The sequence below is a fragment of the Sporacetigenium mesophilum DSM 16796 genome (genome assembly GCF_059569055.1).
The window spans coordinates 225578-239681 of record NZ_JCANUR010000001.1 but is presented as its reverse complement, the minus strand read 5'-3'; the positions used below and the strand labels follow the sequence as shown (position 1 = coordinate 239681).

The 14104-nt window shown below is 28.6% G+C and carries 14 protein-coding genes; 1 reads left to right on the top strand and 13 read right to left on the bottom strand.

The annotated features are described in order from the left end of the window. Window positions 1–37: 37 nt before the first annotated feature. The 7 genes from eam to BS62_RS01160 all read right to left on the bottom strand — a co-directional run bounded on the left by eam (window position 38) and on the right by BS62_RS01160 (window position 7438). Window positions 38–1252, bottom strand: a complete 1215-nt coding sequence (gene eam, locus BS62_RS01190) for a glutamate 2,3-aminomutase (protein ID WP_496489407.1) — start codon at window positions 1250–1252, stop codon at window positions 38–40. Window positions 1253–1442: 190 nt separating this feature from the next. Further along, window positions 1443–2306, bottom strand: a complete 864-nt coding sequence (locus BS62_RS01185) for a pentapeptide repeat-containing protein (protein WP_496489406.1) — start codon at window positions 2304–2306, stop codon at window positions 1443–1445. Between the two features lie 5 nt (window positions 2307–2311). Continuing rightward, window positions 2312–2776, bottom strand: a complete 465-nt coding sequence (locus BS62_RS01180) for an acyl-CoA thioesterase (RefSeq protein ID WP_496489405.1) — start codon at window positions 2774–2776, stop codon at window positions 2312–2314. 251 nt (window positions 2777–3027) lie between these two features. Further along, window positions 3028–4419, bottom strand: coding sequence for a [FeFe] hydrogenase, group A (locus tag BS62_RS01175; RefSeq protein WP_496489404.1), 1392 nt, complete (start codon window positions 4417–4419; stop codon window positions 3028–3030). Between the two features lie 223 nt (window positions 4420–4642). Continuing rightward, window positions 4643–5926, bottom strand: coding sequence for an FAD-dependent oxidoreductase (locus tag BS62_RS01170; protein WP_496489403.1), 1284 nt, complete (start codon window positions 5924–5926; stop codon window positions 4643–4645). Further along, window positions 5926–6885, bottom strand: a complete 960-nt coding sequence (locus tag BS62_RS01165; protein WP_496489402.1) for a sulfide/dihydroorotate dehydrogenase-like FAD/NAD-binding protein — start codon at window positions 6883–6885, stop codon at window positions 5926–5928. Before BS62_RS01165 ends, BS62_RS01170 begins: the two co-directional genes overlap by 1 nt. Before the next feature lie 256 nt (window positions 6886–7141). Continuing rightward, entirely contained in the window at window positions 7142–7438 is a 297-nt protein-coding gene (locus tag BS62_RS01160) for a hypothetical protein (protein ID WP_496489401.1), read from the bottom strand. A gap of 213 nt (window positions 7439–7651) precedes the next feature. Between BS62_RS01160 and BS62_RS01155 the strand changes: the two genes are divergently transcribed. After that, window positions 7652–8356 carry a TMEM164-related integral membrane acyltransferase gene (locus BS62_RS01155; protein WP_496489400.1) on the top strand — a complete coding sequence of 235 codons (705 nt, stop codon included), beginning with the start codon at window positions 7652–7654 and terminating at the stop codon, window positions 8354–8356. 23 nt (window positions 8357–8379) lie between these two features. Here BS62_RS01155 and BS62_RS01150 read toward each other — a convergent pair whose 3' ends face one another. The 6 genes from BS62_RS01150 to BS62_RS01125 form a co-directional block, all read right to left on the bottom strand. Then, entirely contained in the window at window positions 8380–9024 is a 645-nt protein-coding gene (locus tag BS62_RS01150) for a hypothetical protein (protein ID WP_496489399.1), read from the bottom strand. Window positions 9025–9043: 19 nt separating this feature from the next. Further along, window positions 9044–9697: a hypothetical protein gene (locus BS62_RS01145; RefSeq protein WP_496489398.1), complete on the bottom strand. Its 654-nt coding sequence runs from the start codon at window positions 9695–9697 to the stop codon at window positions 9044–9046. Window positions 9698–9761: 64 nt separating this feature from the next. Further along, window positions 9762–10445, bottom strand: coding sequence for a TIGR04282 family arsenosugar biosynthesis glycosyltransferase (locus BS62_RS01140; protein ID WP_496489397.1), 684 nt, complete (start codon window positions 10443–10445; stop codon window positions 9762–9764). Between the two features lie 111 nt (window positions 10446–10556). Further along, entirely contained in the window at window positions 10557–12029 is a 1473-nt protein-coding gene (locus tag BS62_RS01135) for a leucyl aminopeptidase (RefSeq protein WP_496489396.1), read from the bottom strand. A gap of 131 nt (window positions 12030–12160) precedes the next feature. Continuing rightward, window positions 12161–13522 carry an MATE family efflux transporter gene (locus BS62_RS01130; protein WP_496489395.1) on the bottom strand — a complete coding sequence of 454 codons (1362 nt, stop codon included), beginning with the start codon at window positions 13520–13522 and terminating at the stop codon, window positions 12161–12163. A gap of 86 nt (window positions 13523–13608) precedes the next feature. Continuing rightward, on the bottom strand, window positions 13609–14055 hold the full coding sequence (locus tag BS62_RS01125; protein ID WP_496489394.1) for a MarR family winged helix-turn-helix transcriptional regulator: 447 nt from the start codon (window positions 14053–14055) through the stop codon (window positions 13609–13611). Window positions 14056–14104: the final 49 nt, after the last annotated feature.

Genomic DNA, 14104 nt, shown 5'->3' with positions numbered 1-14104 from the left:
ATGAGCTATGGGTTCTTATATTTTTTCAACTTATATTTTAATTAGGATAATCTAATACTTCGCCTTCCCATGTTCTAATTTTAATATGATCTTTTCCCCATCCTACTATGTAATTAGGTAATATAGGAGTTTTTCCTTTTCCATTAGGAGCATTTATGATATAAGTAGGTATTGCCAATCCTGATGTATAACCTCTCAAATACTCCATTATTTCTATACCTTCTTCCACTTTTACCTTAAAATGACTTGTTCCTATGACGTTTTTGGGATGGAATATATAATATGGTCTTATTCTTACTTTAAGTAGCTCTTGATTAAGTTTTCTCATAATATACGGATTATTGTTTATACCATTAAGTAATACAGCTTGATTACCTAGAGGAACACCAGCCCTACATAATTTATCAGTAGCTTTTGCCACTTCTTCTGTTATTTCAGCTGGAGAATTGAAGTGTGTGTTTAGGAAAACAGGATGATGTTTACTTAGAATTTCACATAATTCATCGGTTATTCTTTGAGGCATTGTTACCGGTGTTCTTGTTCCTATCCTTATTATTTCCACGTGGGGAATTTCTCTAAGACTTCCTAATAGCCAATCTAACATCTCATCAGATATTGCTAAAGTATCTCCACCAGTAATAAGAACATCTCTTATTTCAGGGTTTTCACTTATATATTGTATACAATCTTGGAGTTCTTCTCTTGATACTGCTAAATCAACTCCACCTATACTTCTTCTTCTTTGACAGTGTCTACAAAACATTGCACATTGATTTGTAACCTTAATTATTAATCTATCTGGATATCTTCTCGTTATATTTTCCACCGGAGATGTATGTTCTTCAGACATCGGGTCTGATTCCCCAGTTTCTGATAATTCACAAATAGTTGGAATTGACTGCACCCTTATTGGACCATTTTGGTTATTTACATCCATTAAACTTACATAATAAGGAGATATAGCCCATCTATATTTGGTTTCGACTTGTTTAATTCCCTCTATTTCCTCTTCTGATAAGTTAATAAATTCTTTCAACACGTTTACGTCTGATATTCTATTAGATAATTGCCACTTCCAATCATTCCAGTCCTCTAAAGTGGCATTAAAATAATTTAGTATTTTTTTCTTATTCTTTTCAATTTCTTTTTTTCTATCTCTACCCGTTAATATTTTTTTACTAACTTCCGTATAATCCTTTATACGGGATTTCAATACATCTGCTCTTTTAATTGATATCTCTTTGTTATTCATCTTAGCCCCCCTCTAACAGTATAAATTGTATATTTTATATAATGTTAACACAATTCTAAATTTATTGCAAATTGGTTGGTTTTATTCATATTGAAAGTAAAGTATCATTTTTTTCATTTTGACATTTTTTCAAACAAAACAAGGTAGATATAGCTTATATTTGCCATATCTACCTTGTTACTAAAATTGATTACTTAATCCAATAGTTTGGACGACTTAATGATATTGGTAATATTGTATTAGAATCACCCTTCGCTGCGTTAATTTGGGCTTGGGTAAGAAATATACTATCTGTTAAGTTAGCTCCTCTAATGTCAGCATCTCGCAAGTCAGCCCCAATGAGGTCTGCACCACTTAAATCAGTCCCCCTAAGGTCTGCTGCTATAAGAAATATTCCTCTCAAGTTAGCCCCTCTTAAATTAGTTTTTCTAAGGTCTGCACCAATAAAATCTAATCCTGAAACTAATTTTTTCTTATTCTTGGAAGAAATTTTCTCTCCTTGGCGAAATTTAGTTCTCACAAGTTCGCTTGTTTTTAAAAGTAATGCATTTACTTTAGCACGGTGTGCTGATACATCTAATTCTATGAGAGAATTTGGATTTAAAAGAGTAAGTCCTTCAGTTTCAGCTAATATTAAACTGACTTCATCTTTTATAGAAGAAGCTGGTTCTAAGGTAAGTGCTTCTGTAAGATACCATATCATTTCATGAAGTTGCCTCATAACTAAAAAAACATCAAACATTTGCTTTGCCGATTCTGGTACTTGTCTCCAGTTCTGTCCACCATATGTAACCTGAGCTACTTTTTGGCCTGCTCCAAAGCAGTCATAAGCAGTACAACCTTTAAGTCCTTGTTTTCTAAGATTTTTGTGAATAGAACAACTAAAATCTGATTTTAGATTTATACAAGGCTCCCCAGACTCTTTATCATTTGGGAACCCTTCTGAAGTAGAAAAATACAGTGCAACACAACAAAGTCCGAAACATTTTTCACAGTCAACTCTCAAATTTTTGTATAATTCTTTATTTTGCTTATCTCCATGTTGAAAAATCATATTTGTTAACCTCTATATTTTGATTTTATTTCATAATACTTTCTCTCACCAAGTCTATAAAGCTCTTCTTCTTCTTTTGATGTAACAACTAATTCAGGTACTTTAGCCGGCTTATTATCTACTAGATGAACCATAGTAAAAAATGCAGTCATTGCTGTTTCTTGTTGTGAATAATCAGTTGGTTCATGTACTACAATACTCACCATAACTTGTATCGAAGATTTACCTACATATGCTACTTGTCCAATGCAAGTCACAATATCACCTATATGTATTGGTTTGTGAAATACAATTTCATCAACTCTTGCAGTTACAACAGTTCCTTTTGCATGCTTAAGTGCTGCTAACCCTGCAGTATTATCCATTATCTTCATAAGCTCTCCACCGTGTACATTGCCATATGGATTAGCATGTATAGGCTCCATTATCATACATGTTTCAACTCTTGAAAAAGAAATATTGTTTGTCATTTATATAACTCCTTTACTTTATGAAATTTGAAAGTGCTAGAAATAGCACACAAGATTCTAATAAATATAGCTTCATTATATCATATTAATTTATTCTATTTTCATATAAAATAAAAGCTGTTATAATAACAGCCTTTATTTTATAATAATTATTTTTTATACGATATATTGTATACATTATCAATTGCTAACCACTTCTTGTTTACTTGAAATCCCAACTATTAATATATACTTTATTATTTTAATATATATTATATTATATCCTCTAACGCTTCCTTTTCACCTAGCATATAAGCTTTTGAATAATACTGTGTATGTAAAAGTTCATATGATGTACGAGACATAGGATTTTCGTAAAAATCTTTATATACTTTTATAACCTCTTGATTTTCATAACTAGATTTTACTTTTACTTCAAAATCTTTTTTATACAAACTATCAATTCTCTTATTTCTTATTTCATCAGTAACTCTAATTTTTGTTTTAGGTTGACCTGCTCCACCTATGCATCCACCTTTACATGTCATAACTTCTATAAAATGATAGTCAGCTTCTTTATTTTTTATTTTTTCTATTAATGTTCTCACATTAGCTGTGCCTTGAACTGCTGCTAGATTTATCTTTTTATCATTAACTATGACACTTGCTTCTTTTACCCCATCTAAACCTCTTATTGGAGAAAATTCTAATAATTCTTTCGGTGGCTTTTCTCCAGTTTCTATATAATATGCAGTTCTAATTGAGGCTTCCATTACCCCACCACTATTTGCAAATATAATACTTGCTCCACTTCCTTGTCCTAATAAATTATCAAACTCACTTCCTTCTAAATTTACAAAGTCAATGTTTTCTTCTTTTATCCAAGACGCAAGTTCTTTGGTAGTTATTATAATGTCATTATCTCTTAATTCATCTATATTGTTAAACTTTGCTGAGTCATTCATCTCAGGTCTATCTATTTCATACTTTTTGGAAGTACATGGTGTTATCGTAACAGTTACTATTTTTGAAGGATCTAAATTTTGTTTTTTAGCAAAATAAGTTTTTATAGTAACTCCTTGTATTGCTATTGGACTTTTTGTAGTTGATAAATTTGGTATCAATTCTGGATAGAAAGTTTCTACAAAGGTAACCCAAGATGGACAACAACTCGTAAATTGAGGTATATTTTCGTTTTTATCTATACGATTAAGTAACTCACTTGCTTCTTCCATTATTGTCATATCTGCTCCAAATGTAACATCAAATACGTAATCCCCACCAAGTTTTCTAAGTGCATCTACCATCTTGTCTTGAACATATGAACCTGCTTCCATTGAAAATTCTTCACCTAATGCAACGCGTACTGCTGGCGCTGTTGAAAATACAACTATTTTTTCTGGATCATTTATGGCTTCTTTAACTCTATCTATATCTTCTACTTGTGTTATTGCTTTTACAGGACATGCTACTGCACATTGACCACAGTATACACAAATTGCAACATCTTTAGTTTCTTCTAAATCAAAGTGATTTGCAACGCCAATTTCTTTTTCACAAACTCGCTTACAAAGACCGCATTTTATACACTTATCATAATCTATTTTTATAGCAGGATTGTCTGGTTCTATTGGTACAACTTTTTCTACGAATAAATGCTTCATGAATCATATCTCCTTTATTTTCAGATAAAGTTAACGTTTTCCTATGCACAATATAAATTTTCTTAGTTGTTTGCATTTTTCAAACTTACACGTTTTTTTATCATATTTTGTCATTTTTCTTCAATTTAGATTTTACCATCATTTTTTGTAATTGTAAACGGACTTTATTGTAATGTAATTAAAAATAAAAATAGAGGCCGTTATAATAACAGCCTCTATTTATCTACTTAACAAGTACCTTATCGAATATATTTTCAAGACCAGTCTTTTTAACTCTTTCTCTTACTACATCACTATCAGTGGTATAAAAACCTAATTCCTTCATTCTATTAAAATATACACTTCCTGCAAAAGTAAACTTTAACTTATCTCCATCTAATTTATTCATCTCAGAATTAGAATAACTTATAAAGTCACCTATTAAGGTATTAGTTGGTAGTTGTAGTAAATACATACCTATAGCAGATCTAACTGCGTTATGTCCTGCAAGTGTTCCAGTTACAATAGCTTCTGTATGACCTACATAAAAGCCACTTTTTTCTCCTCCAACAAACAAGTTATCTACTCCATTAACTCTTAAATAATTATCTCTTGGAGATGTAGAGAAATATCTTATAGAGTTTCCTTTTCCACCTGAATATGGATCAACTATTAATACTTTTTCAAATCCAGGTATCTTTCTTAATTTTTCTATTGGATAAAACGGTGCCATAAGCTTAGCATGACCAGTATCAATTAAAACTATATTTTCAGCAAACTCAGGAAGATTATATTGTTGGCACACCTTCATATCTAACTTTTCATTATTTATTTGTTCAGGTGGTAGCGGTATAACTGCAGAACCTTTTTCATTTAACTCTTTTTGTATCTCTTCACTTAATGATTCTTTTAATAACTTTATAGAACCACTAAATGCTCCGTACTCACCTGTATTTCTTCTTCCTATCATATCTTCTACACCACATTTTGAGCTAATACTTACCCTTCCTCCAAATGATGGACATCTTAATACACACATTGCACAACCGTTTCCGTACTTTGTACAATTGCCCATAGGTCCTGTAGATCCTGTAGTTTCTACAAAAGCATCACCAGTTATAACATCTCCGTCTTCTAAAACTATAGAAGTTATTTTTTTATTTTCAATGTTTACATTAACCGCTCTTGAAAAAAATCTTATTTCTATTCCCATTTCTTTTATTGTATTTCTAATTGGTGTCTCTATTTTGGTAACGTCATATATTGTCGCATGTTTATGCCCCGGGAAATCTATATCTTTATGAGTATAATAACTATCTGTAATATTAAATAATTCACCAGCTCCTAGTGCTATAACTTCTTCAGCGGCAGTATATCTTCCGTTATTTCTCATTATTCCGCCAACATTTCCAAGGCCCAAAAGCATATCCGTTCTTTCTAGAATTACAACATCAGCTCCAGCTTTTTTTGCAGATATTGCAGCTGCGCAACCAGCCCATCCGCCACCAATAACAACAACCTTAGCCATTACTTAACAACCTCCCTTAAAAAATACCTCGGTTCTATTTGTGCTTTACAAGACTTTAGTCTTTGACCATTTATCTTAACTGTACATGCACCACATATACCTTCCCCACAACTTATTAAGTTATTGTTAGTTATAACTAATCTTATATCTTCGTCAACTTTATCTACAATTTCCATTACTCTTTTATTAAAATTATTAAAACTTGCAGAAACTACTAATTTAACATCGTTTCTTCTAATATAATCTTCTATCATATTACTATCTTTTTCAAAATCTATAAACTGAATATTTACACCCATTGATTCTACTAACTTAACAACGTCTTCAACTGGGTTTTTATAGTTGTCTATAAAAACCTCTACATGATTATTATTTTTTAATAGTTGTTTTATAGTTTTTACTATAGTAACTTGTGATAGACCCTTAGATACAACTACGGTATTAGAATCCTTAGTTAATTTAAGATATTTAAGTCCAAATACTCCATTTCTAAAAGGCCCTCTTATCCATACTTTGTCATGGTTTATTATATTCTTTGTTTTAACTCCAACAGTCTTCACTACTACAGTTAATATATCTCTAGATGTATCTACATTCATTACAGATATAGGTGTGTTAAATTTGCCATCGTTTTTATCTTCCGCTCTTAAAAGAACATACGACCCTGGATTTATAAGGTCCATGCATAATTTCTTAGGTAATTTTATATCCAATTGATATAGATTTTCTCCTATTTGTTTTTTGTCTAATATATCGCATAGTATGTCTGTTCTTTCCTCATTAATAATGTTGTTGTTGTGTATGAAGTTATTGTATATACATACTCCTTGCCATAAGCAGTCACAAAACTCCTTACCTTGCATCATTGGACATAACACGCAGTCGCCTGTAGTAGCTAGGTGACACGGACAATAGTCACTCCCTGCGTCTACACATATCTGTCTATTCATTTTTTCCATTTACTACACTTCCTCCTGATATAAAATTTAGGGTCAAATTTTTCACTATATACTATTAATTTATTTTTATTATCTAAATATGTGACTATATTGCAGATATTAAATATTTATATTTAATTATGGATTTTATTTTTATGGGTGATGTGTTGAAGGATTAATAGGATTTAAATTTTTATATATAAAAGACAAAACTTGATTTAAGTAGTATTTAGAATAGGCCCGGCAAAAGAGTGCAAATTAAAATTTGCACTCTTTTTTATTGTTTATTGTTATAAGTTAGTTTTTTCCCTTTTGATTTTTTTACTTCTATAAGACTTTTAATTTCCTCTATATATTTCTCATCGTCAGATAATCTAATTAAACTTCTAAGATAATAAAAACTTTTTTCTTTTGGAATTTTCTTTTTAATAACTAAGTCAATAGCAGTTTTAGCGGCATTAAATGAGTGTAGATGAGTATGTGAATCCTTCCAATCTTCCTTTTTAGTATTAATTGCAATAAATCCATTAGCTACAGCTACGATTACAAAATGTTCTCTCTGATATATAGCCACTACATCACCCCAAATAGTAGTATTTAATAATATTTACAATCTTATTTTCATTTGTATGTTAGTCCAAAATTTATCTGGTGTTATTATATACTATGTTTTATATATGAAAATATTGAGAATAAAATAATTTTATTTATAATTTATAATATCAAATTATTATTAAATGAATATATTTATATATAAACAATTAAATTTAAATAATGGGGGGATTTTATGGAGTATTTGTTTAGAAGTAACATTGAAAGTGTCCATTTTAATTACTTCTCTCCTACACACTTATATATACTATTATTTATAGCCGTATTTTTTTATTTTGTTCCTATTCTTACTAAAAATTTATTGCCACATGTCTATATGGTAGAGAAAATTATTGCTTTCATATTTATTGGAGAGCTTATATTAAGCCAACTTTTTTTCATAGGAATAGGAAGATACGATGTAAATTTACATTTACCAATAGGCATAGGTAGGATAGTAACATATTTATTTATATTAATACTTTTATTTAAGCAGTATCATTTGTTTAACATAGCATTTACTTGGGGAATTATCTCATGTATTGGAAGCTTTATATTTCCTGATATGAGCCAATTTAATTTTCCTCACTTTACAAATATAGCTTCTATATTTTATCATTGTTTAATAATATATACCTTGCTGTATTTAGCTGAAGTTAGAAAATTCAAAGTAAATGAACATGCAGTTAAAGATAACTTAATAGCATGTTCATTGTATTTTAGTATAATATTAATTATAAATATAATATGTAAAACAAATTACGGATATCTAATTACTCCTACTTTAGATTTTATATATATTTCAGGACCTTTATATACAATAAGTTTCATAACTTTATTTATAGGTCTTACTACACTTATATCTAAACACCTTACTCCAAATAGAAAAAGAGGGTACTAGTCAGTACCCTCTTTGAATGTCTATTAAAATTTAGATTCTTTAGTCAATTTATTTATATATAACTTACTACATACATAACTTACTATCGATAATAAGCATATACTCCAAACAGGTATTATAGTCTTTATATTTACTAATGAATCTTTAGTAGCAAATACAGATATAAACAATGCCATAACCATTGCAGTAGTCAAAACTTTATATTTTATATTATTAAATCCTATTTTTTGTGATTTTAAAGTTATGAATAACATCTTTTCTGCCTCTACTTTATTTACATAATCTATAATTATAGAACACAAAATAGTTAAACTCACAATTGTGATGCTATATAAATTCAATTTAGATAAGGGAAGTAATAATGATATTATCATAGTAAATATGCTTAGAATTAATGAAAACTTTTTAATATATTCAACACATATACTAAACTTAGATGTTTTTTCTTTATATGGACTTATTATTTCATCACAATAAGTTTTAGAGTCGCCTATGACATTTTCTACATATTTATGTTGCTTATTAATCTTAAATACTATTTCAGACACTTTCTTTATACATTCTTCTTTATAAGAATCTAGTATATTGCTACATCTTATATATCTTTCCATTGATATGTACATTTCTTGATTTTTTAGATTTAGTTCTTTATAAGAAACTTTCCCCATAAACCATCCCCCTAAAACCTTATTTTTTGCTTATTAATATATGTGGTATTAAATACATAATTAATAGTAGTCCTATAATTATATATATGGGAATATTTATCATTATATTAGGAATTATTTTTGTTATTATACTTAATATTATATATAAAATAAAAGCTACTGATGTTAGTAATATAGCTCCTTGATTTTTTATAAAATTTTTATTAACATCAAAACATCTTTTTTTAGTTTCTTTATTTATAGCATATATTGCTATATGTATCATTATTACAACCAGCGATATAAGTAATAATATATTTGAATTTATTTGTAAGTTTAAAGATATATTATTATTATTTTTTATTGACATGAAACTTTGTACAAAATAATAAGCTCCTGTTCCTAATACTATAGATCCCGCAGATTCTTTAATTTTATCTAGATAATAATCTATTTTAGAAGTATCTTGTGTAACTTTTTTTATAATAGATTCACAGTATTCCTTATAACCTGTACCTATTAATTCATCTATAGTTTTATTGTCATTTTGTATACCTGAAAAATCGCTTAAAATAGTTTCATTACATTTTTGTTTATCTTTCTTTGTTAGTTTGCATAGCTTAATATAAGTAACCATATCATTGTAAATATCCTTATTTTTTTCATTTAAGTTTTCAAAAATACTTACTTCCAAATTTTATCCCCCCAATTTATATATATATATTGATTATATCATATATAAATTCCAAAATTTTCAATTATAATTTATCTATAATGTTCTTTTCTATAAAATCCAATGTATTTATAGGTATGTTTTTATATCCGCACTCAATACATGTAACTTCTTTTACAAAGTATTCTAAGTCTTCTATAGTATAAACATCTGTATATCTATGACAAATACCTGTTTTTAGATGATTTTTGATACATTTATTTATAGTATCCTCATATAAATTTTCTTGTCCAAAATCTATATTATCAAATACACAATCGTATATCTTATCTTTCATACCGACTAAATAACATCCATTATCGGAAGTCGGCCCTATACAGAGATTATTTTCATCTAATAATTCAAAAGCTTCTCTTATAGTATCGACCTGTATTTGAGGAACATTTGCTCCTATTAAAACAACTTTCTCATAATCACTAATTAAGGTAATCATAGAAGTTTTTAATTTTTCTTCTAATGTCTGTCCATATTGTGGAAACAACTGCACATAATCTGGAATTAATCCTCTTATTGTATCTACTTCGTGATCTGGGGAATAAGCAATAAATATATCGAGCTCATCTTTTAAATTCTTAATAACACTAAAAGTATCCCTTAAAAAACATCTATGAAGATTAGAATACTTTTCCTTCGATAGCAAATTAACTAACTTTGTTTTATTTTCACTTGGTACTGGAATTTCACTTATCAGTATCAATGCATTTTTCATAATATTACCTCTTTGTGATTTATATTTTAGTTTATAATGCAATTCCATATTAATATATTATAAAAAAAATAAGATGTCTATACTAAATATAGACATCTTTTAAATGGAAATTTATTTCATATTTTTAGCCATATAATATAATGTTCTAACTCCAACTCCAGTTGCACCTTTTGTTAAATAACCTTCGTCTTTAGTTGATGTTGCTGTTCCAGCTATATCCATATGTATCCAAGGCTTATTTTGAACAAATTCACCTATAAAAAGTCCTGCTGTTATAGTTCCAGCATATCTTCCACCTGTATTTTTCAAATCACCTAATGTTCCCTTTAATTCTTGTTTGTATTCATCAAATATAGGTAATCTCCATACTTTTTCTCCAGTTATTTTAGATGCATCTTCAAGTCCTGAATAGAAGTCATCATTATTAGATAAAACAGCAGTACTAACCGTTCCAAGTGCTACAAGTGCAGCCCCTGTAAGTGTTGCAATATCTATAATTTTAGTAGCATTTTCTTTTTCTATTATATAATGAACAGCATCTACTAAAGTTAATCTTCCTTCAGCATCAGTATTTAGTATTTCTATAGTTTTGCCTCCCATAGAATTTATTATATCTCCAGGTTTATATGACTTATCAGATATCATATTTTCACATGCTGCAACTACAGCAACTACATTTATATTTAGCTTATTTTCAGCAACTGCACACATAGCTCCTATAACAGCTGCAGCTCCAGCCATATCTGTTTTCATATCAAGCATTGAACTAGTTGGCTTTATAGAGTATCCACCTGAATCATAAGTTAACCCCTTACCTACAAGACCAAATATGTCCTTTTCATTTTCCTTATCTCCAAAATATCTCATAACAATAAATTTAGGTGCATGTTTTGACCCCTTAGCAACTTCTAAGAAAGCTTCCATACCTAACTCTTTTATTTTATCTTCATCAAATACCTCTACTTCAAATCCATGTTCTTTCCCTATCTTTTCTGCTTCTTTTGCCAATATCTCAGGATACATAAAATTAGCAGGTTCATCAACTAAACTTCTAGCTAATTTAGTACTATTTCCAAGTATATATCCTTCCTTTAATCCGTTTTGTACAAATTCTATATTTTCATGAGTTATTAGTGATACATCTTCTATAGACTCTTCTTTTTTATCAGATTTGTATTTATCAAACTTATATTCTCCAAGAACTAATCCTTCTGTTATTGCTGAATAATATTTTTCTATATTGTATTCAAGATTAGGCATTAATAAATCTAATTTTTGTGTTTTTAATTTTTTTGAATGTTTAATAGTCATACCAGATACTGTTCTTAATTTTTCATTGTTTAATTCTTCTTTTTTTCCAAGACCTAATAATATTATATTTTTTATTTTATCATCTACTATTATTTTTATAGTTTCAACTTGCTTATATCTACCAGTAAACTCTTTATTTTCTTTTAATAACGTTATTAATTTAGAAGTATTTTCATCTAAATTTGCAGATATATTATCCCCTTCAAAAACTAACATAGCCAATGTATTACCGTTTTGACTATATTCACCTATGTTTAAAACTTTTATTTCCATTATTGTCCTCCCCCTATGTAAAAATTCCCATTATATATTATTTCAATATATTAATTTCATTTCCTTTTATTATAGATATAAATGACCAAAGTTTTTGTAATTAAAAAGGCTATCCATTAGGATAACCTCTTTTATGCCATTTCTTCTTTAATTTTAACTTTATTAGTTTGTGGAGCAGTATTATGCCAATCTTTAAACTTATAGTATGCATAGTTTAGTATTGCACCTGTTGACCATCCAGCTCCTGCTGATAACCAAATACCTTTTGGACCCATAGACCCAGCAAAGTAATAAGCTACTGGTACTCTAACAATTAGTGTTGCAAGTATTGCACATATCATAGGTGGTATAGAGTATCCGGCTCCTCTTACTGCACCCGATGTTACGAATAATATATTAAATGCAAAGTAGAATATAGGAACTATTCTCAAATACTGAACTCCCGCTTGTATAACTTCCTTGTCAGTAGTAAATAAAGATACTAGAGGTTCGGCAACAAAGTATATAATTATAGCAGTTACTATTGATAATCCTGTACTTATCATCAATGTAGAACTAGCTCCTTTTTTAACTCTATCAATCTTTTGAGCACCTATATTTTGGCCTACAAATGTAGATATGGCTGCACTAAAGTTCATCATAGGCATAGTTGCAAATGTATCTATTTTAGATGCTGCATTATATCCTGCCATTGTAACAGGCCCAAAGCCATTTACAAGTCCTTGTATTGCCATCATACCTAAAGATACACAAACTTGTTGTATTGATGTTGGTAGGCCTATTTTTAATATTAACCTTAATATAGACTTATCAAATTTTAAATTTCTAAATCTTATTTTAAATGTATCTCCCATTTTATTTAAACTTAATATAGCAAATATAAATGAACAACTTTGAGCTATAACTGTTGCCCAAGCAGCTCCTGCTACTCCTAATCCCATATATCTTATGAATACTATATCTAATATTATATTTACTATTACTGCAACAATAAGAAAGTATAGCGGACTTTTAGAGTCTCCAATTCCCCTTAATATAGAACTTAAAGTATTATAACCAAACACAGGAAAAAGTCCTATAAATATTATGTTTAAATATTCTTTTGACATATCAAAAACTTCTTTTGGAGTTGATAACAACATTAATATTTTGTCTGAAAATATAAGACATATTATAGTTAATATAATTGCACCTATTGACATTACTATATTAGTAGTATCTAATGTTTTTCTTAACTGTTCCATATTTTTGGCACCGTAGTATTGAGCTATAAGTACCCCTGATCCCATTGTTATACCCATTATAAGTGATAGAACTAAAAATAATATAGGGAAACTTGTTCCAACTGCGGCTAATGCTTCTTTTCCTAAATATCTACCTACTATTATACTATCGACCATATTATACATTTGTTGAAACACATTACCTATTAACATAGGAATAACAAATCCCACTATTACCTTCCATTCTTTACCAGTTGTCATATCCTTCATCTATTTCACCGTCCTTATTTATTTTAATAAACTATTTACTACAAAATAATTTATATTTAAACAAAATTATAGACTACCAAAGTAGTCTAAAAAATTTCATTCATTATTTCTTTTAAATTTAGTAAAGTTTCATACAATTTTTCTTTTTTATCTTCTGATAATTTATTTATTTTATTATCTAGTATCTTAAATCTATTTGTTTTTTCAATTTCTAATGTTTTAACTCCATCATCTGTTATATCATAAAATGTATTTCTTCTGTCTTTTTTATCTTCTTCTCTATATACATACCCGTTATCTACAAGTTTATTCAGAAGAATACATAAACTTGATGTAGATACATTCATTAGTTTGCTCAAATTTTTAAGCTCTATTTTTCCTGAATTTTGCATATATATTAAAGCGTGAAATTGCTTATCTGTTAAAAAGGGGTTCATGGTTTTGTTATATTCATTAATTACAGTTTTAGCCATACAATGAAATTTTCTAGTGGTTTCTAATAGTTCTTTTGATATTTCTGTATTATTAGCCATATTTTCACTCCCATAATCTAAAAAACTCAAATGATTTTATATTAAAACA